Annotated in this window: 15 protein-coding genes; 9 read left to right on the top strand and 6 right to left on the bottom strand. The window is 69.5% G+C overall.

Annotation, left to right across the window (positions count from 1 at the left end):
- Positions 1 to 1,118: cystathionine beta-lyase (gene metC / locus Q7T09_RS08405; protein ID WP_304699149.1), on the bottom strand; the 1,118-nt coding region annotated here is incomplete at its 3' end.
- 86 nt (positions 1,119 to 1,204) lie between these two features.
- Between metC and Q7T09_RS08400 the strand changes: the two genes are divergently transcribed.
- Both Q7T09_RS08400 and Q7T09_RS08395 read left to right on the top strand, forming a co-directional pair.
- A complete protein-coding gene (locus Q7T09_RS08400; protein WP_304699148.1) occupies positions 1,205 to 2,302 on the top strand; it encodes an amino acid ABC transporter substrate-binding protein in 1,098 nt (365 codons plus the stop codon).
- 114 nt (positions 2,303 to 2,416) lie between these two features.
- Positions 2,417 to 3,691, top strand: coding sequence for a cytochrome P450 (locus Q7T09_RS08395; protein ID WP_304699147.1), 1,275 nt, complete (start codon positions 2,417 to 2,419; stop codon positions 3,689 to 3,691).
- On the opposite strand, the gene Q7T09_RS08390 is transcribed toward Q7T09_RS08395, so the two are convergent.
- The 4 genes from Q7T09_RS08390 to Q7T09_RS08375 are packed head-to-tail and all read right to left on the bottom strand — an operon-like array spanning position 3,688 to position 7,313.
- Complete coding sequence (locus Q7T09_RS08390; protein WP_304699146.1) at positions 3,688 to 4,188, bottom strand: GNAT family N-acetyltransferase; 501 nt, start codon at positions 4,186 to 4,188, stop codon at positions 3,688 to 3,690. The genes Q7T09_RS08395 and Q7T09_RS08390 overlap by 4 nt on opposite strands.
- Entirely contained in the window at positions 4,185 to 5,021 is an 837-nt protein-coding gene (gene sseA / locus Q7T09_RS08385; protein WP_304699145.1) for a 3-mercaptopyruvate sulfurtransferase, read from the bottom strand. Before sseA ends, Q7T09_RS08390 begins: the two co-directional genes overlap by 4 nt.
- The gene (locus Q7T09_RS08380) at positions 5,018 to 6,016 is read right to left on the bottom strand and encodes a cysteine synthase A (RefSeq protein WP_304699144.1); all 999 of its coding nucleotides are present in this window, start codon (positions 6,014 to 6,016) and stop codon (positions 5,018 to 5,020) included. The genes sseA and Q7T09_RS08380 overlap by 4 nt, the downstream gene beginning before the upstream one ends.
- Positions 6,017 to 6,059: 43 nt before the next feature.
- Positions 6,060 to 7,313: a cyclopropane-fatty-acyl-phospholipid synthase family protein gene (locus tag Q7T09_RS08375; protein ID WP_304699143.1), complete on the bottom strand. Its 1,254-nt coding sequence runs from the start codon at positions 7,311 to 7,313 to the stop codon at positions 6,060 to 6,062.
- A gap of 191 nt (positions 7,314 to 7,504) precedes the next feature.
- On the opposite strand from Q7T09_RS08375, the gene kdsA reads away from it, so the two are divergent.
- The 4 genes from kdsA (at position 7,505) to Q7T09_RS08355 (ending at position 12,068) form a co-directional block, all read left to right on the top strand.
- On the top strand, positions 7,505 to 8,353 hold the full coding sequence (gene kdsA, locus Q7T09_RS08370) for a 3-deoxy-8-phosphooctulonate synthase (protein WP_304699142.1): 849 nt from the start codon (positions 7,505 to 7,507) through the stop codon (positions 8,351 to 8,353).
- Between the two features lie 71 nt (positions 8,354 to 8,424).
- Positions 8,425 to 9,885: a D-glycero-beta-D-manno-heptose 1-phosphate adenylyltransferase gene (gene rfaE2, locus Q7T09_RS08365; RefSeq protein WP_304699141.1), complete on the top strand. Its 1,461-nt coding sequence runs from the start codon at positions 8,425 to 8,427 to the stop codon at positions 9,883 to 9,885.
- On the top strand, positions 9,882 to 10,880 hold the full coding sequence (gene rfaD, locus Q7T09_RS08360) for an ADP-glyceromanno-heptose 6-epimerase (RefSeq protein ID WP_304699140.1): 999 nt from the start codon (positions 9,882 to 9,884) through the stop codon (positions 10,878 to 10,880). Before rfaE2 ends, rfaD begins: the two co-directional genes overlap by 4 nt.
- A gap of 3 nt (positions 10,881 to 10,883) precedes the next feature.
- Positions 10,884 to 12,068, top strand: coding sequence for a DUF3089 domain-containing protein (locus Q7T09_RS08355; RefSeq protein ID WP_304699139.1), 1,185 nt, complete (start codon positions 10,884 to 10,886; stop codon positions 12,066 to 12,068).
- Positions 12,069 to 12,092: 24 nt separating this feature from the next.
- Here Q7T09_RS08355 and recG read toward each other — a convergent pair whose 3' ends face one another.
- Positions 12,093 to 14,168, bottom strand: a complete 2,076-nt coding sequence (recG, locus tag Q7T09_RS08350) for an ATP-dependent DNA helicase RecG (protein WP_304699138.1) — start codon at positions 14,166 to 14,168, stop codon at positions 12,093 to 12,095.
- 77 nt (positions 14,169 to 14,245) lie between these two features.
- Here recG and Q7T09_RS08345 point away from each other — a divergent pair, with 77 nt between their 5' ends.
- From Q7T09_RS08345 to mfd, 3 genes are read left to right on the top strand one after another with little or no spacing between them, the layout of a single operon-like run.
- Positions 14,246 to 14,860 (top strand): hypothetical protein, encoded by a 615-nt coding sequence (locus Q7T09_RS08345; RefSeq protein WP_304699137.1) that lies wholly within the window; start codon positions 14,246 to 14,248, stop codon positions 14,858 to 14,860.
- A 50-nt stretch (positions 14,861 to 14,910) separates the two neighbouring features.
- Entirely contained in the window at positions 14,911 to 15,201 is a 291-nt protein-coding gene (locus tag Q7T09_RS08340; protein ID WP_304699136.1) for a succinate dehydrogenase assembly factor 2, read from the top strand.
- On the top strand, positions 15,191 to 18,697 hold the full coding sequence (gene mfd, locus Q7T09_RS08335) for a transcription-repair coupling factor (protein WP_304699135.1): 3,507 nt from the start codon (positions 15,191 to 15,193) through the stop codon (positions 18,695 to 18,697). Before Q7T09_RS08340 ends, mfd begins: the two co-directional genes overlap by 11 nt.
- Positions 18,698 to 18,719 lie beyond the last annotated feature (22 nt).

Below are 18,719 nucleotides of genomic sequence, written 5' to 3'. Positions count from 1 at the left end.
GCCATCAGGTCCTCGGCGTTCTCCAGGCCGATGTGCAGCCGCATCAGCGGGCCGCCATAGTCGCGGCGGTGCTTGCGGGTGTGGAGCTGGGGATCACACGAGATGGCCAGGCTCTCGAACCCGCCCCAGGAAAAACCCAGGCCGAACAGGTCGAGCGCGTCGAGGAAAGCGTTGACCGCCTCTTCCGGCGCGGGTTTGAACACGAACCCGAACAGGCCGCATGCGCCGACATAGTCCCGCGCCCAGAGATCATGGTCGGGACAACCGGGCAGGGCGGGGTGGAGGATCTGCCCCACCTCTGGCTGCTCCCGCAGCCAGGCGGCGATGGCCAGGCCGCTCTTGCCCTGCCGCGCCAGGCGGACGGGCAGGGTGCGCAGGCCACGCAGCATCTGGTAGGCGTCCTCGGGCGCCACGGCCCAGCCCAGGTGGGTGATCCCGTTCTCCAGCTGGCCCACCAGGGTCGGATCGGACGCCGCCGCCGAGCCCATGAAGACGTCGGAATGGCCGCCCACATACTTGGTGAGCGCCTGGACGCTGATGTCCACGCCCTGGGCCAGGGGCTTGATCAGGTAGCCCGCGCCCCAGGTGTTGTCGGCGAGCGTCAGGATGCCCCGCGCCCTGGCCAGCCGCGCCACGGCGGCCAGGTCCTGCATCTCGAAGGAGAGCGAGCCGGGGCTCTCCATCACGATCAGCCGCGTGGCCGCGCTCGCGCCGCCCACCAGGTCCTCGGGGCTTTCCCGGGGATCGAAATAGCGCACGCCGACCCCGAAGCGCTTAAGCACATGGTCGCAGAACCGGCGGGTGGGCTTGTAGATATTGTCGGTGACCAGCACCTCGTCGCCGGCCCTCAGCACCGCCAGCATGGCGCCGGTCAGGGCCGCGAGTCCCGAGGGGTAGAGGCAGACGCCCTTGCCGCCCTCCATCTCGCAAAGCGCGTCGCGCAGGGCGTCGTGGGCCGCCAGGCCCTGGCGGCCATAGGTGATGAAGCCCTCGTCGTCATAGAGGGCCTCGGCGTTGGGCAGCAGGACGGTGGAGCCCTTCTGGATCGGCGGGCCCACGGTCTTGGCCAGCGACTTGGGGGCGGCGCCGGCGCGAATCAGACGGGTTTCTTCGGCCATGCGGGTTGACGGCTCGGAACGAACAGGGGCGACAATGCCTCGAACCCCTTAGAGCCTTCGGGAGGCCCGTGATCAAGGAGCGCCGCATGTGGAAACGCCTAACCCTGGCGCTGGGCCTCTGCCTCTGGCTGGCCGCCTGCGGGGATGCGTCGACGCCCACCGCGGCCCCGACCGCCACCGCCGTGACCGCCACCGATCCTGCCACCCAGGTGCTGCGCGCCAAGGCCAGCCCGACTCTGGCCGCCGTGAAGGCCCGCGGCTGGCTCGCCTGCGGCGTCCATCCGGGTCTGGCGGGCTTCGCCTTCGCCGACGAGAAGGGGGCTTGGCGCGGCTTCGACGTCGATGTCTGCCGCGCGGTGGCCGCCGCGGTGCTGGGGGACGCCAAGGCGGTGCGGTTCACCGCCATCCCGGCCCAGGACCGCTTCGCCGCCCTCAACGGCGGCAAGATAGACCTCCTGTCGCGCAACACCTCCTGGACCCTGGCCCGCGACGCCGGGGGCCTGGACTTCCCCGTGGTGACCTATTTCGACGGCCAGGGCTTCCTGGCGCCCAGGGCCCTGGCCCTGGCCAGCGCCGACGAGCTGAACGGCGCGCGGATCTGCGTCCAGGCCGGGACCGCCAGCCAGGACAACCTGGCCGACTACTTCAAGCTGCGCGGCCTGTCCTACCGGCCCGTGGTGGTGGCCACCGAAGTCGAGGCCCGCGACACCTACCAGGCCGAGGGCTGCGACGCCTTCACCGCCGACATCTCGGCCCTGGCCTCGGCCCGCTCCCTGATGAACAGCCCCAACGCTCACGTGATCCTGCCCACGGTGATCTCCAAGGAGCCCCTCGGCCCCGTGGTGCGCCAGGACGACCCGGCCTGGACCGACATCGTCCGCTGGAGCGTCTACGGCCTGATGCTGGGCGAGGAATTGAAACTCAACGCCGCCAATGTGGCCAAGGCCCGTGACACCTCGCCCGATCCGCGCGTTCGCCGCCTGCTGGGGGTGGAGAGCGATCTCGGCCCGCGGCTGGGGCTGAAACCCGACTGGGCCTTCCAGGCCCTCCATCAGGTGGGAGCCTACGACGAGGTCTTCCGCCGCAACCTGGGCCAGGGCTCGGCCCTGAAGTTGGAGCGCGGTCTCAACGCCCTCTGGAACGCCCCACAGCCGGGCCTGCATTACCCGCCGCCGGTGCGGTGAGCCGGGCAGGGCCGCGCCAGATGGTCCTTGCAATACAGTGTTCGGTTCGTCGTGATTGACCCAACGACAAGAGAGCGTGCGCCCATGAGGCCTCGCCAGTCAGGGAGAACGACCATGAGCGACGGGTCCGTCGACATCCGCCATGAGGCCCGCGAGCAGGCCGCGGCCCTGCCTCTGGACCAGCTCAATCCCGCCCAGGCAGAGCTGTTCAGCCAGGACGCCATGTGGGCCCAGTTCGAGCGCCTGCGCCGGGAAAGCCCGGTCCACTACACCGCTGAAAGCGACTACGGCCCCTACTGGTCGATCACCAAGTACAACGACATCATGGCCGTCGACACCAATCACCAGGTGTTCTCCTCGGCCGACGGCATTGTCCTGGCGAGCCTGGAGTCCAAGGCCGAATCGGCCGGCCGCCCGACCCGCCCCAGCTTCATCTCCATGGATCCGCCCAAGCACGACGTGCAACGCAAGGCCGTCAGCCCGGCCGTGGCGCCCCACAACCTGCACCTGATGGCCCCGGTGATCCGCGAGCGGGCCGGCGCGATCCTGGACGGCCTGCCGATCGGCGAGACCTTCGACTGGGTGGACCTGGTGTCGAAGGAACTGACGGCGATGACGCTCGCCACCCTCTTCGACTTCCCCTTCGAGCAGCGGCGGTCCCTGACCTACTGGTCCGACATGATGACCAATCCGCCGGGCCACGGGGTCTGCGAGAGCTGGGAGCAGAAGCGCAGCGAGCTCACCAAGTGCTTCGACGCCTTCGACGGCCTTTGGGCCGACCGGATCAAGGCGACCGAGCCGAAGTTCGACCTGATCTCCATGCTGGCCCACAATCCGGCCACGCGGGACATGGACGAGCATGAATACCACGGCAACGTCACCCTGCTGATCATCGGCGGCAACGACACGACGCGGAACACCATCTCCGGCTCGATCTACGCCCTGAACCAGAACCCCGGCCAGTACGCCAAGCTGAGGGCCGACCCGTCCCTGATCCCGTCCATGGTCTCGGAGACCATCCGTTGGCAGACTCCGCTGGCCCACATGGCCCGGACCGCCACCGAGGATCACGAGATCGGCGGCAAGACCATCAGGAAGGGCGACCGGGTGGCCATGTGGTACGTCTCGGGCAACCGCGACGACGAGGTCATCGCCAATCCCGACAGCTACATCATCGACCGCGAGCGGCCCCGCCAGCACCTGTCCTTCGGCTTCGGCGTCCATCGCTGTGTCGGCAACCGCCTGGCCGAGCTGCAGCTGCAGATCATCTGGGAGGAGATTCTGGCCCGCTTCCCCACCGTCGAGGTGATGGCCGAGCCGCAGCGGACCCATTCGGTGTTCGTGAAGGGCTACGAGACCCTGCCGGTGCGAATCCCCACGCGGAACTAGAGGGTCAGCCGCATGGCGCAGCGCTCCTCGAGGTTGCGCGCGCGCTCGGCCTCAAGGGTCTCGGCGAGATGCGACGGCATGTCTGCGTCGGAGATTTCGGCGAACCCCATGGCCGCGTAGAAGGGCCCGTTCCAGGGAATGTTCCGGAACGTCGTCAGGGTCAGCTCCGACAAACCTTCGGTGCGGGCCCAGCCGATGACGTGGTTGAGGAGCTGACGGCCCAGTCCCTTGCCCTGATGAGCGGCTTCGACGTCGAACTCAAGGATATGAAGCTCGCCCCCGTCCCGGTGCGCGCCCAGGAAGCCGATAGGCGTGCCCTGTTCATCATCGACCACCCAGAGCGTGGCGTGGTTCAGGGCGTCGCGCCACCCCTCGGCGGGGGTCGCAGTCGACAGCGGCCCAGGCGGCATCGAGGTGTTCAGAAAGGCGTCGACGGCCGAGAGCTCGATCTCCGGCAGTCGGGGCAGATCCGCCTCGGCGGCAAGCCGTACCCTCAAGGACCGGTCACCACGGCTGTGTCCGGCCGGCCGCCCCATTCGGTCCAGGAGCCGTCATAGACCGCCACGTCCTGTCGCCCCAGCCGCGCCAGCGCCAGGGCCACCACCGAGGCGGTGACGCCCGAGCCGCAGGTGGTGACGATGGGGGCGGTAAGATCGACCTTGGCGGCGCGGAACAGCGCCTTCAGGTCCTCGGCGGACTTCATCGTGCCGTCGGTGTTCAGCAGACTGTCGAAGGGGGTGTTGCAGGCCCCGGGCATGTGGCCCGAGCGTAGGCCGGCGCGGGGCTCGGGCGCCTCGCCGCGGAAACGCGCCGCGCCTCGGGCGTCCACCAGCTGGGCGGCCTTGGAGGTCAGCAGGTTCTTCACCGCGCCCAGGTCGCGGACCAAGCCGGCGTCGAGGCTGGGAGCCAGGGTGGTGGCGGGCAGGGCGGCCTGGCCAGCCTCGGTCGGCCGGCCCTCGGCCAGCCACTTCTTGAGACCGCCGTCGAGGACGAAGACCTTGGCGAACCCCATCACCCGCAGGGTCCACCAGACCCGGGCGGCCGAGCGGATGCCGAAGCTGTCATAGGCCACGATGGTGGCGTCCCGCGACAGGCCGAGCGCACCCGCCGCCTCGGCGAAGTCTTCGGCTGTCGGCAGCATGTGGGGCAGGTCGACGGTCCTGTCGGCGACGGCGTCGATGTCGAAGAAGACCGCGCCGGGGATGTGGGCCGCCAGATAGTCGGCGTGGCCTTCGCGCCCCTCGCCCGGCATGAACCAGGTGGCGTCCACCAGCTGGACCTCCCCCAGGTGGGCGGCCAGCCAGTCGGTGGAGACGAGGGGATCGGTCATAGCCAGCCGGGGACCGGCAGGCCCCGCTCCTTCAGGAACTGCGGATTGTAGATCTTGCTCTGATAGCGGGAGCCCTGATCGCATAGGATGGTCACGATGGTGTGGCCGGGGCCCAGGTCCCGGGCCATGCGGATCGCGCCGGCCACATTGATCCCCGTGGAACCGCCCATCACCAGGCCCTCGTGCTCCACCATGCCGTAGATGGCCAGCAGCATCTCCTCGTCGCCGATGCGGTAGGCATGGTCGATGGTCAGGCCCTCGAGGTTGGCGGTGATCCGCCCCTGGCCGATGCCCTCGCTGATGGAGGTCCCTTCCGACTTCAGCTCGCCGTCGGTGAACCAGCTGTAGAGGGACGCCCCGTGCGGGTCGGCCAGGCCGATGGCCACGTCGGGCTTTTCGGCGCGCAGGGCCCGGGCGATCCCCGCCAGGGTGCCGCCCGAGCCGACGGCGCAGATGAAGCCGTCCACCTTGCCGCCGGTCTGTTCCCAGATCTCCGGACCCGTGGTCTCCACGTGGGCCTGGCGGTTGGCGACATTGTCGAACTGATTGGCCCAGATGGCGCCCGCCGGCTCTTTTGCATTAAGTTCTTCGGCCAAGCGCCCGGAATAACGCACATAGTTGTCGGGGTTGGAATAGGGGACCGCGTCCACCTCCACCAGTTGCGCGCCCAGGAGGCGGATGGCGTCCTTCTTCTCCTGGCTCTGGGTGCGGGGGATGACGATGGTGGTCTTGTAGCCGCTGGCGCCGGCGACCATGGCCAGGCCGATACCGGTATTGCCCGCCGTGCCCTCCACGATCCGCCCGCCGGGCTTCAGCAGGCCGCGCCGTTCGGCGTCGCGGATGATGTAGAGCGCCGCCCGGTCCTTCACGGACTGGCCGGGGTTCATGAACTCGGCCTTGCCGAGGATTTCGCAGCCCGTGGCCTCGCTGGCGCGGGCCAGGCGGATGAGCGGCGTGTTTCCGATGGCGTCCAGGACGCTGTGTGCGACGGTCATCCCCGCTACTTAAGGGGCGTCGGCGCTCCAGAACAGGGGGCGGTCAGGCCTTTGAGAGACCAAGCTGCACCACGTCGGTCCGCCGGGTGCGGAAACCGGCGTCGCAATAGCTCAGATAGAACCGCCAGATCTTGCGGAACTTCTCGTCGAAGCCGAGGCCCTTGATCTCGTCCCAGCGGGCGTCGAACCGCTCGGACCATTGGGCAAGCGTGTCGGCATAGTCCTGGCCGAAGCGGGAGACGCCGGTCCAGGCCAGGCCCGCCTTGTCGGTCTCGGCCTGGAGCCGGCTCTCCGAGGGCAGCATGCCCCCCGGGAATATGTATTTCTGGATGAAGTCGGCGCGCCGCCGGTAGTCCTCGAACAGCGCCTCCTGGATGGTGATGATCTGCAGGCCGGCCCGGCCGCCGGGGGCCAGGACCTGGGAGATCTTGCTGAAATAGGTGGGCCAGTAGCGCTCGCCGACCGCCTCGAACATCTCGATGGAGGCCACGCGGTCGAAGGTCCCCTCGACGTCGCGATAGTCGATCAGCTGGATGTCGGCCTTCTCGGCCAGGCCCTGGTCGAACATCCGCTTGCGCGCGAAGTCGTACTGGGCCTGGGAGATGGTGATGCCGGTAACCCGCGCGCCCACCTCCTTGGCCGCGAACTCGGCGAAGCCGCCCCAGCCGCAGCCGATCTCCAGCACGCTCTGGCCGGCCCGCAGGTCCATCGTCTGGGCGAGGGTCGCGTACTTGTTGCGTTGGGCCTCGGCCAGGCTCTGGCCGGCATGGTCGAAGCGGGCCGAGGAGTAGGTCATGCTGGCGTCGAGCCAGCGGGAATAGAAGTCGTTGCCCAGGTCGTAATGGGCGTGGATGTTGCGCCTCGACCCCTGGCGGGTGTTGCTGCGCAGGGCGTGGTTGATGAAGTTGAACACCCCCACGATGGGGTTGCCCTGGGTGATCCGCCGCAGATTGTCGTAGTTCAGGGAAAAGACGCTGAGCACCGCGGTCAGGTTGGGGGTGTCCCACTCACCGGCCGCATAGCCCTCGGCGAAGCCGATGTCGCCAGCCGCCAGGGCCCGGCGAATGAAGCGGAAATCCCGCACCACGATCCGCGCCTGGGGGCCGCCTTCGCCCTCCAGCTTCAACTCATGGCCGTTGGGCATGACGAAGGTGAGCTCGCCGGCCATCCAGTTACGCGCCATCAGCCGCAGCGCGGTGCGGAAGATCTCCGGCACGTCGGCCAGGGCCGGCAGCCTGCGGAAGGCGCGGGGGGAGGCCGCGAGGGCCACGAGGGACGATTCATGCGCCAGGGTCATGGTCGCAACTCCCGATCTCTTAGCTGGATACTAACACTGGATTGGCGTCGGGAAAAATCGAGCGGCCCTTGCTGAACCTACGGCCCTGTTTGGGCCACGGATGCAGGCCATCAATTGCCGCTTGTGAAGAGCCCGTCCGCGCGCCACTTAGGCGCCGACCGCAAAGCCCCTGACCGACCGGAGCCCCGTCCATGGCCGTCCTGACCCTGAACAAGTGGAACATCTCGATCGGTGACGGCCAGCCCTTGGTGGTCATCGCGGGCCTGAACGTCCTGGAGGATATCGAGCTGGCCCGCGACACCGCGCGCCACCTGAAGCAGGTCACCCGCGAGCTCAACCTGCCCTATGTGTTCAAGGCCAGCTTCGACAAGGCCAACCGCTCCTCGATCCATAGCTATCGCGGGCCCGGCCTGGTCGAGGGTCTGAAGATGCTCAAGGCCATCAAGGCCGAGTTCGACCTGCCCATCGCCACCGACCTGCACGAGCTGGATCAGGTGGAGCCGGTCGCCGAGATCGCCGACCTGGTGCAGATCCCGGCCTTCCTGTGCCGCCAGACCGACCTGGTGGTGGCCGCCGCCCGGGCCACCCAGGCGGCCGGCGGCCTGCTGCACGTCAAGAAGGGCCAGTTCCTGGCTCCCTGGGACTGCCGCAACATCCTCGACAAGATCAAAGAGGCCATCGGCGAGGACCGGGTGATCCTCTGCGAGCGCGGCGTCTCCTTCGGCTACAACAACCTGGTGGTCGACATGCTGGGCATCGAGGAGATGAAGCAGCTCGGCGCGCCGGTGACCATCGACGCCACCCACGCCGTGCAGCTGCCCGGGGCCAATCCCAAGTCCAACGGCGCCTCCACCGGCGGCCGGCGCGAGGGCGTGCCGATCATCGCCAAGGCCGCGGTGGCGGCCGGCGCCGACGGCGTCTTCCTGGAATTCCACCACGACCCGGACAAGGCGCTCTGCGATGGGCCCAGCTGCCTGCCCCTCGACTCCGCCCAGGGCCTGCTGAAGATCCTGAAGGCCCTGCACGCCGCCCGAGACTAGGGACCCCGCCCGACGCGGAATCTCGCGCGCGCGGCTTGACCCGTCGGCCGTCCAGCCTCAGAGCCTTGGGGATGGATTTGTCGACCCTGCAGCAACTTCTCAGCCGCCTTTCGGGCCAGCGCGTCGTCTGTGTCGGCGACCTGATGGTGGACCGTTTCGTCTATGGCGACGTCACCCGGGTGTCGCCGGAGGCGCCGATCCCGGTGCTGGCGCGGGATCGTGAGCTGGTGATGCTGGGCGGGGCGGGCAACGTGGCCCGCAACGTGGCGGCCCTGGGCGGCGATGTGGCCCTCATCGGCCTCGTCGGCGGCGACAGCGAGGGCCACGAGGCCCTGCGGCTGATCGGCGACAAGACCGGCATCGAGGGCTTCCTGGTCACCGATCCCGACCGGCCCACCACGCTCAAGACCCGCTTCGTCTCCGGCGGCCAGCAGCTGCTGCGGGTCGACCTGGAGGCCAGCCGCCCGGCGACGGGCGAGGTCGAGCAGCGCCTGGTGCGCACCATCGCCGACGTGGCCAAGGGGGCCGGCGCCATCCTGCTGTCGGACTATGGCAAGGGCGTCGTCACGGACGCGGTGATCGCCGCCTGCCGCGCGGCCGGCTGTCCGGTGATCGTCGATTCCAAGGCCCGCAGCTTCCTGCGCTATGGCGAGGTCGAGGTCATCAAGCCCAACGCCGCCGAGCTGGCCTACGCCACCGGCCTGCCCACCGGGACCAATGCCGAGATCGAGCTGGCCCTGGCCCACGCCCTGTCGCTCTGCGAGGCCAAGGCCATCCTGGTCACGCGGGCCTCGAAAGGCATCACGCTCGCCGTCCGCGGCCAGCCCGTGGTCCATTTCCCCACCGCCGCCCGGGAGGTGTTCGACGCCTCCGGGGCCGGCGACACGACGCTCGCGGCGCTGGGCCTGGCGCTCGCCGCGGGCACGCCGTTCGCCGAGGCCATCGCCTTCGCCATGCTGGCCTCGGGGGTGGCGGTGGGCAAGGCCGGCACCGCCACGGTGCTGCCCGAGGAGCTGATCGAGGCGGCGCTGACGGCCCACATGGCTCCGGCCGAGCACAAGATCGTCACGCCCCAGCGGATGGTCGACGAGATCGCCCGCTGGCGGGCCAAGGGCCTGAGGGTGGGTTTCACCAACGGCTGCTTCGACATCCTGCACCGGGGCCACGTCACCTATCTCAACCAGGCCCGCGCCTGGTGCGACCGCTTGGTGGTGGGTCTCAACTCCGACCGCTCGGTCAAGGCGCTGAAGGGGGAGGGCCGTCCGGTCAACGACCTGGAGGGCCGGGCCATGGTTCTGGCGGGCCTGGGCTGCGTCGACCTGGTGGTGCCCTTCGACGAGGACACCCCGATCAGGCTGATCGAGGCCGCCCAGCCCGAGGTGCTGATCAAGGGCGCCGACTATTCGGAAGACCAGGTGGTGGGGGGCGATCTCGTCAAGGCCTGGGGCGGCGAGGTGCGCCTGGCCCAGATCGTCGAGGGCTATTCCACCACCGCGGCCATCGCCCGCATGACCGCCAAGGAGCCCACATGACCCGCCGCATCGCCTTCGTCACCGGTGGGGCCGGCTTCATCGGCTCCAATATCGTCGCCAAACTGGCCGAAGACCCCAGCCTCGACGTGGTGGTCTGCGACTGGCTGCTGGAGGCCGACCTCGGCAAGTGGCGCAACATCGCCAAGCACCCGATCGGCGACTTCGTGGCGCCCGAGGCCATGTTCGAGTGGCTGGAGAAGCGCTGGCGCGACATCGAGATCGTCGTCCACATGGGGGCGGTCTCGTCCACCACCGAGCCGGACGCCGACAAGATCGTCCACGCCAACTTCACCCTGAGCCGCGACCTGTTCCGCTGGTGCGCCGACCGCCAGCGCCGCTTCGTCTACGCCTCCTCGGCGGCCACCTATGGCGACGCGACGGAGTTCGACGATAAGGACGACCTGGCCTCGCTGGCGGCCCTGCGGCCGCTCAACACCTATGGCTGGTCCAAGGCCCTGTTTGATCTCTTCGCCGCCCGCCAGGCGGCCCGCGACTACGCTCCGCCCCAGTGGGTGGGGCTGAAGTTCTTCAACGTCTACGGCCCCAACGAGGAGCATAAGGACTCGATGAAGTCGGTGGCCTCGCAGATCTGGCCCAAGGTCGCGGGCGGCCATGCCGTGCAGCTCTTCAAGTCCTATCGCGAGGGGGTGGCCGACGGCGGCCAGACCCGCGACTTCGTCTATGTGCGCGACGTCGCCGATGTGGTGGCCTGGCTGGTGAAGTCCGAGCAGGTCAATGGGGTCTACAATCTGGGTTCCGGGACCGCGCGCACCTTCGAGGACATGGCCAAGGCCGTCTTCGCCGCCGCCGGCAAGCCGGCCCAGATCGAATACACCCCCATGCCGCCGGCCATCCGCGACAAGTACCAGTACTTCACCCAGGCGAAGATGGACCGCCTCAAGGCCGCCGGCTTCAACCAGCCGATGACCGCGCTAGAGGACGGCATCACCGACTACGTGAAGTCTTACCTCTCTCAGCCGGACCCCTACAGGTAGGCGATGGCGCAACGTCCCAAGGGCTTCAAGCGGCTGGTGTGCGCGGCCGCCGTGGCCTTCCTGGGCCTGGTGGTCATGGCCGCCTTCGTCTGGCGCGACGACATCGCCAGCAACGCCCTGGACCCCAAGGAGCCGTTCCAGACCTACCGGCCGCCGCCGGCGCCCGACTACACCCAGCGGGCGGCCTGGGCCCTGCTGCCCGCCAAGCCCGACGTCTGGACCGCGGGCGATCCTCCCGCCGACGTCTTCTTCGTCGCCCCCACCACCTTCGATGGCGGCCGCGACTGGAACAGCCCCATCGACGACGTGCCGTCCGACAAGTTCTTCCGCCGGGTGGTGGCGCCCAACTATGCTGGGCCCTTTGTCCGGGTCGGCCGCCTGTTCGCCCCCCGCTACCGCCAGGCCAGCCTCTACACCCTGCTGACCCTGCGGGAGGACGCCCGCGACGCCCGCCGCTTCGCCTATGCCGACGTGGCCGCCGCCTTCCGCCAATACATGGCCGCCGACAACAAGGGCCGACCCTTCCTCATCGTCGGCGTGGAGCAGGGGGGCACGATGGCCTCGCGCCTGATCGCCGAGGAGGTCGCCCCCAATCCCGCCGTTCGCGCCAAGCTGGCGGCGGCCTATCTAATCGAGACCGTGGTCCCCGCCGACAATCCGCCCCTGCCGCCCTGCGTGCGGCCAGGGGAGGCGGGTTGTCTGGCCGCCTGGGCCTCGGCCTTCGACCGCGACATCGAGCGGGTCCAGGCCCTCAAGGACCGCTCGCTGGTGTGGGATGGGTCCAGCGAACTGCAGAACCTCGCCGGCCGCGCGCCGCTCTGCTTCAATCCGCTGCTGGGAGCGGTCACCGATGCCGAGGCCCCGGCCAAGCTGAACCAGGGGGCGGCCAACGCCACCGGTCTGGAGTGGGGCGCGCGGCCGGCCTTCCTCACCCGCCAGGTTTCGGCCAGGTGCGAAGGCGGCATCCTGCGGGTCTCCCGGCCCAAGCCCAAGATGCTCAAGAGCGCCGGCTCCTGGGCCGACAAGCGCAAGGTGCCGGGCTACAACCTCTTCTACGGCGACCTGGAGGCCGACGCGAAGGCGCGCGTCGTCGCCCTGACCTCCAACCCCGACTTCGCCCGCCCCGCGCCGCCAATTACCGAGGTGCGGGCCGTGAAGGGGTCGGCGGTGCACCGGATCGATCGGTAGGGCGGAGGGGGCTAGGCCCTTCCGCTAACCCGCATCCTTCAGCGGCGAGCTTGCCCGCCAGTCGAACAGCTCCTGCAGGACCCGCAGGGCCTTCCCACGCTCGCTGGTGAGTTCCGGATCGCGGGCGATGATCATCCGGGCGTCGTCGCCGGCCGCCGCGATCAGGTCGCGGTGGGCGAAGGGGTCGGCGAAGACATAGGCCGGGAAGCCGCTCTGGCGCAGGCCCAGCGCGTCGCCGCCGCCCCGCAGCTCCAGATCGGTCTCGGCGATCAGGAAGCCGTCGTCGGTGCGCCGCAGGATGTCCAGCCGCTTCTGGGCGGTCTCCGACAGGGGCGGGTCGTAGAGCAGGACACAGGAACTCTCCCGCCGCCCGCGACCCACCCGGCCTCGAAGCTGGTGCAATTGGGCCAGGCCAAAGCGCTCGGCCTGTTCGATGACCATGATGGTGGCGTTGGGGACATTGACCCCCACCTCCACCACGGTCGTGGCCACCAGCACCTTGATCTTGTCGTCGGCGAAGTCGGCCATGACGGCGTCCTTCTCCGGCCCGCTCATCTTACCGTGCACCAGGCCGACGCCGGGACCGATCCTGGCGCGCAGCTCGATGGCCCGCTGCTCGGCGGCCTTGAGGTCCACCAGTTCGGACTCCGAGACCAGGGGACAGATCCAGAAGGCCTGGGCGCCGCCGGCCACGGCCTCGCGCAGTCGGGCCTCCACCTCGTCGACCCGGGTCATGGGCGCGGCGCGGGTCGCCACCGGGGTGCGGCCGGGGGGCTTCTCGTCGATGCGGCTGACGTCGAGGTCGCCGTAGACGGTGAGCTCCAGGGTGCGGGGGATGGGGGTCGCCGACATGGCCAGCAGGTGGACCGACTGCCCCTTGGCCTGGAGGAGCTGGCGCTGGGCCACGCCGAAGCGGTGCTGTTCGTCCACCACGGCCAACTGGAGCCTTTGGAAGTGGACCTCGTCCTGGAAAAGCGCGTGGGTGCCGACCGCCACCTGGGCGGCGCCACTGGCGATGGCCCGCAGCTTCTCGGCCCGCGCCGCGCCCTTGTCGCGCCCGGTCAGCAGGACGGCGGTCATCCCGTGGGCGGCCAGCGGCCCCGACAGGGTCTCGTAGTGCTGGCGGGCCAGGATCTCGGTGGGGGCCATCAGGGCGCTCTGGGCGCCGGCCGCGGCCACGTCGGCCATGGCCAGCATGGCCACCACCGTCTTGCCCGAGCCCACGTCTCCCTGCAGCAGGCGACTCATCCGCTCGCCGGCGGCGAAGTCTGCGCGGACATCGGCCAGGGCGCGCTCCTGGGCGCCGGTGAGCGTGAAGGGCAGATCGGCGACGATGGCGGCGGCCATGGGCCCCGGCGCGATCTTCTCGGCCGGTTCGGCGCGGCGGTCGGCCTTGCGCTGGGCCATGGCCAGCTGGTGGGCAAGCAGCTCGTCGAAGGCCAGCCGGCGGATGTGCGCCGCCTGGGGCAGGAGGTGGGCCTCGGTGAAGGGGGCGTGCAGCCGGGTCAGGGCCTCCTTCCAGCTCGGGAAGCCCTCCTGCTTGAGCCAGGCCGGGTCCTGCCATTCGGGCAGGTCGGGCGCCCGCGACAGGGCCTCCAAGGCGAACTTGCGCACCGTGCGGGCCGGCAGGCCGGCGGTGGCGGGATAGATGGCCTCGACCTCCGGAATCTCGTCGGCCTTGTCGAGGGGCAGCATGTAGTCGGGATGGGCGATCTGCAGGGTCAGGCCGAACCGCTCCACCTTGCCCGAGACCAGGCGCTTGGAGCCCACCGGGTGCTTGGCCTGCAGCTGGCCGCCGAAGCTGCCGAAGAAGATCAGGTCCAGCGTCCCGGTGCCGTCGAAGGTCTTGATCTTCCAGGGTTGCTGGGCGCTGCGGGGGACCTGGTAGGCGTCGATCTCCACCCGGAAGGTCTGGACCTCGCCCTCCACGGCGTCCACCACGGTGGCCTCGCGGCGCCGGATCACGGAGTGGGGCGCCAGGAACAGCACGTCGCGCACGATGGGGCCCGCCAGCTTCTCCAGCAGCGGCGCCACGCGGGCGCCGACGCCCTTCAGCGTGGTGACCGGGGCGAAGAGGGGAAACAGAATCTCGGGCCGCATGGCGCGATCATAGCGTGAAGCTGGACGACCGCCGCCGCCCATGATGATCTCCCGCCGACCTTTGGGGGAAGAATCCTATGCGCAACCTGTTGACCGCCGCGGCCCTGGCCGCCTTGCTGGCCGGCTGCAATCAGCAATCCGGGGCCGGCGGCCAGACCGAGACCTCCAGCTCGGGCTTCGTGCCGCCGGTCGCCCCCGCCGCGGCGCCCCCCGCCCCGGCCCCGGCGGCGGGCGGCTTCAGCCACGTGAAGGGCGAGGACGTCTTCGGCTACTACATCCCCAACACCGAGGTGAAGGTCGGGAACTGGCGGCTGGAGAACATCAGCTTCGCCCCGGAGGAGGACTTTGTGGCCTGGGAAGGCGGCGCCCGGAGCGACCCCTTCGGCCCCATCATGTTCGACTTCGTGGACGTCACCACCGCCAATGGCGAGAACGAAATGGGTCAGACCACCTATGCCAAGACCATCCGGGTCCTGCCCACCAGCTACAAGATCGGCGGCGGCGACCTGCGGTTCACCGGCAAGGACGCCACCCTCGGCTTGGTCCAGCTGGACGGGACCATCGACATGGCGGCCCTGAAGCGGGCCCGCGCCACCGGCCCCGGCGCCCAGGAAACCGTCCTGCGCACCGGCCTGATGATCGGCCAGACCGCCTTCAAGAACTTGTCCTTCAACTGGTTCGGCGGCGACTGACCTAGAAGACTGGCGTCGAGGGGCGGGCCGCCCTATATCGGCCCGTCCACATGTCGATTGACGATACCCGCCTGCGAAAACTGAAGTTCCGTGCGTGGCACAGGGGCTTCAGGGAAGCGGACCTCATTCTGGGGCCGTTCGCGGACACCCATGCCCAGGATCTGGCGCCGGATGAAGTGGACCTCTTCGAGGTGCTGCTGGAGCAGCCCGACCACGATCTCTACGAATGGATCATGGAACGGGCCGACGTTCCGCCGGAATTCGACGGGGCCTTGCTGAACAAGATCAAGGCCTTCCGGTTCAAGGTTCACGAAATCCGGGGCGACGGTCATGGCGGCTGACGGCTCGCGCGGGCCGAGCGCGGCCGACACGCGGCGCATCAGCCAGGATCCCGGCCGCCTCGACCTGATCGGCGCGCCGGAGGGCTTCGACGCCCTGGTTATGGCCGATATCGTCCGGGCGCGCGGCGGCCTCTCGGTGTTCGTGGCCCGCGACGGCTCTCGGCTGTCGGCCTTCATCGACGCCTTCCGCTTCTTCGCCCAGGGCATCGAGGTCCTGCAGTTCCCCTCCTGGGACTGTCTCCCTTACGACCGCACCGGCCCGTCCCCGGGCGTCGCCGCCCAGCGGATGACCACGCTCGCCCGCCTCGCCCAGGGGCTGGACGCCAAGAAGCCCTCCCTGCTGGTCACCACCGCGGCGGCGGTCATGCAGCGCGTGCCGCCCAAGGACGCCGTGGAGGGCGCGGCCTATTCGGCGCGCACCGGCAATGTGGTGGAGATCGCCGACCTGGAGCGCTATTTCGCCGTCAACGGCTATGCCCGAGCCTCAACCGTCTCCGAACGCGGCGAGTTCGCCATCCGCGGTGGGGTGATCGACGTCTTCCCGCCCAACGCCGAGGAGCCGGTGCGCCTGGACCTGTTCGGCGACACCCTGGAATCCATCCGCGGCTTCGATCCGGAAACCCAGCGCTCCACCCGCCAGCTCAAGGAGGTCAGCCTCCATCCGGTCAGCGAGGCCCTGCTGGACAAGGACGCCATCTCCCGCTTCCGCCGCGGCTATGTGGAGGCCTTCGGCGCCCCCGGCGGCGATCCGCTCTATGAGACGGTCAGCGGCGGCGGCCGGCGGGCGGGGATGGAGCACTGGCTGCCCCTGTTCTACCCGGACATGGCCACCCTGTTCGACTACCTGCCGGGCTCGGCCCTTGTCGGCATCGACCACCTGGCGACCCAGGCCCGCGACGAGCGCCTGGCGATGATCGCCGACGCCTACGACGCCCGCGCCCAGGCCGACCGCAAGGTCCACTACCACCCGCTGGAGCCGGACCGCCTCTATCTCACCGCCGAGGAATGGCGCGGCCGCCTGGCCGAACGGGCCACCCGGCGGTTCTCCGCCTTCCAGGAGGCCGAGGGCGAGGTGGTCGTCGACATGGGCGCCCGCCAGGGCCGCACCTTCGTCGCCGAGCGCCAGCAGGACTCGGTCAATTTGTTCGAGGCCACGGCCGCCCACGCCCGCGCCCTGGCCGCGGCGGGAAAACGCGTGCTGTTCGCCTCCTGGTCGGAGGGCTCCTCGGAGCGCCTCGGGGTCATGCTGGCCGACCACGGCCTGACCGATGTCACCCAGGCCCCCTATTGGGACGCGGCCAAGGCGGCCAATCCCAAGTTCCCCCAGCGGGTCGTCCTGCCCCTGGAGTCCGGCTTCGAGACCGAGACCCTGGCCGTCATCTCCGAGACCGACATCCTGGGCGACCGCCTGGCCCGCCCGCGCCGCAAGCGCCGCGCCGCCAACTTCCTGGCCGAGGCCTCCTCGCTCAGCCCCGGCGACCTGGTAGTTCACATCGACCACGGGATCGGGCGCTATGAGGGCCTGAAGACCCTCGAGGTCCAGGGCGCGCCGCACGACTGTCTGGAGTTGCAGTACGGCGCCGAGGCCAAGCTCTACCTGCCCGTCGAGAACATCGACCTGCTGACCCGCTACGGGTCGGAGGGCGACGGGGTGCAGCTCGACCGCCTGGGCGGCGCGGCCTGGCAGGCCCGCAAGGCCAAGGCCAAGGAACGCCTGCGCGACATGGCCATCGGCCTGATCCAAATCGCCGCGGCCCGCGCCACCCGGACCACCGATCCGGTCGATCCGCCGCACGGGGTATTCGACGAGTTCTGCGCCCGCTTCCCCTACGAGGAAACGGAGGACCAGCTCTCGGCCATCGGCGACATCCTGGAGGATCTCTCCGCCGGCAAGCCCATGGACCGCCTGATCTGCGGCGATGTCGGCTTCGGCAAGACCGAGGTGGCCCTGCGCGCGGCCTTCGTGGTGGCCATGAGCGGCCAGCAGGTGGCCATCGTCGCGCCGACCACCCTGCTGGCGCGCCAGCACTACAAGACCTTCACCGAGCGCTTCCAGGGCTGGCCCATCAAGGTCACCCGCCTGTCGCGCCTGGTGCCCCCCAAGGAGGCCGCCGAGACCCGCGAGGCGCTGAAGAACGGCGAGGTGGAGATCATCGTCGGCACCCATGCGGTGCTGTCCAAGCAGGTGGGCTTCAAGAACCTGGGCCTGGTGATCGTCGACGAGGAGCAGCACTTCGGGGTCAAGCACAAGGAGAAGCTCAAGGAGCTTCGCGCCGACGTGCACATGCTGACCCTCACCGCCACGCCGATCCCGCGCACCCTGCAGATGTCGCTGTCGGGCATCCGGGAGATGTCGATCATCGCCACCCCGCCGGTGGACCGCCTGGCGGTGCGCACCTACGTCACCCCCTTCGACCCCATCGTCATCCGCGAGGCCCTGCTGCGGGAGAAGTACCGTGGCGGTCAGGCCTATTACGTCGTGCCCCGCATCTCCGACCTGACCGAGCTGGAACGGTTCCTGCGCGAGCAGGTGCCGGAGGTCCGCTATGTCGTCGGTCACGGCCAGATGGCGCCGACCCAGCTGGAGGACGTGATGAGCGCCTTCTACGAGGGCCAATACGACGTCCTGCTGTCGACCACGATCGTCGAGAGCGGCCTGGATATCCCGACGGCCAACACCCTGATCATCCACCGCGCCGACATGTTCGGCCTGGCCCAGCTCTACCAACTGCGCGGCCGGGTCGGCCGGGCCAAGGCCCGCGCCTACGCCTACATGACCACGCCCGCCGAGAAGCAGATCACCATCTCGGCCGAGCGCCGCCTCAAGGTGCTGCAGTCGCTGGACAGCCTGGGCGCCGGCTTCCAGCTGGCCAGCCACGACCTGGACCAGCGCGGCGGCGGCAACCTGTTGGGCGAGGAGCAGTCCGGCCACATCCGCGAGATCGGGGTCGAACTCTACCAGCAGATGCTGGAGGACGCGGTCAACGACCTGAAGGAACTGGCCGGCAAGGGGGAGGGCGCCACCGACCGGGGCTGGTCGCCGCAGATCAACACCGGCGCCGCGGTGCTGATCCCCGAGGACTACGTCCCTGACCTGCACGTGCGCCTCTCGCTCTACCGCCGCCTGTCCGACGCCGAGAAGTCCGGCGACCGCGAGGCGCTCGCCGCCGAGATGATCGACCGCTTCGGCCCCCTGCCGCCGGAAGCCGGCCAGTTGCTCAAGGTGGTGGCCATCAAGGGCCTCTGCCGCGAGGCCAATGTCGCCAAGATCGACGTAGGCCCCAAGGGCGCCGTGGTCACCTTCCGCGGGGACGACTTCCCCAACCCCATGGGGCTGATGGGCTTCATCACCAAGAACCCGGTCGCCTGGAAGATCCGTCCCGACCACAAGGTGGTGGTGAAGGGCGAGTGGGAGACCCCCGAACAACGGCTCAACGCCGCCGAACGGGTGCTGAGCGAACTTGCGAAATTGGCTGGCGCGGCGGTCGCGGCCTAACGGGGTTGCCTGTTTGTTCTGT

It is taken from the genome of Phenylobacterium sp. (assembly GCF_030645195.1).
In the GTDB taxonomy this organism is placed as follows: domain Bacteria; phylum Pseudomonadota; class Alphaproteobacteria; order Caulobacterales; family Caulobacteraceae; genus Phenylobacterium.
The sequence above is the reverse complement of the archived record's forward strand: the minus strand, read 5'-3'. Positions and strand labels throughout refer to the sequence as shown.

Coding starts and splice junctions, on each gene's coding strand:
- Q7T09_RS08400 (WP_304699148.1), top strand. CDS start 1,205: ATGTGGAAACGCCTAACCCTGGCGCTGGGCCTCTGCCTCTGGCTGGCC.
- Q7T09_RS08395 (WP_304699147.1), top strand. CDS start 2,417: ATGAGCGACGGGTCCGTCGACATCCGCCATGAGGCCCGCGAGCAGGCC.
- sseA (WP_304699145.1), bottom strand. CDS start 5,021: ATGACCGATCCCCTCGTCTCCACCGACTGGCTGGCCGCCCACCTGGGG.
- Q7T09_RS08380 (WP_304699144.1), bottom strand. CDS start 6,016: ATGACCGTCGCACACAGCGTCCTGGACGCCATCGGAAACACGCCGCTC.
- Q7T09_RS08375 (WP_304699143.1), bottom strand. CDS start 7,313: ATGACCCTGGCGCATGAATCGTCCCTCGTGGCCCTCGCGGCCTCCCCC.
- kdsA (WP_304699142.1), top strand. CDS start 7,505: ATGGCCGTCCTGACCCTGAACAAGTGGAACATCTCGATCGGTGACGGC.
- rfaE2 (WP_304699141.1), top strand. CDS start 8,425: ATGGATTTGTCGACCCTGCAGCAACTTCTCAGCCGCCTTTCGGGCCAG.
- rfaD (WP_304699140.1), top strand. CDS start 9,882: ATGACCCGCCGCATCGCCTTCGTCACCGGTGGGGCCGGCTTCATCGGC.
- Q7T09_RS08355 (WP_304699139.1), top strand. CDS start 10,884: ATGGCGCAACGTCCCAAGGGCTTCAAGCGGCTGGTGTGCGCGGCCGCC.
- recG (WP_304699138.1), bottom strand. CDS start 14,168: ATGCGGCCCGAGATTCTGTTTCCCCTCTTCGCCCCGGTCACCACGCTG.
- Q7T09_RS08345 (WP_304699137.1), top strand. CDS start 14,246: ATGCGCAACCTGTTGACCGCCGCGGCCCTGGCCGCCTTGCTGGCCGGC.
- Q7T09_RS08340 (WP_304699136.1), top strand. CDS start 14,911: ATGTCGATTGACGATACCCGCCTGCGAAAACTGAAGTTCCGTGCGTGG.
- mfd (WP_304699135.1), top strand. CDS start 15,191: ATGGCGGCTGACGGCTCGCGCGGGCCGAGCGCGGCCGACACGCGGCGC.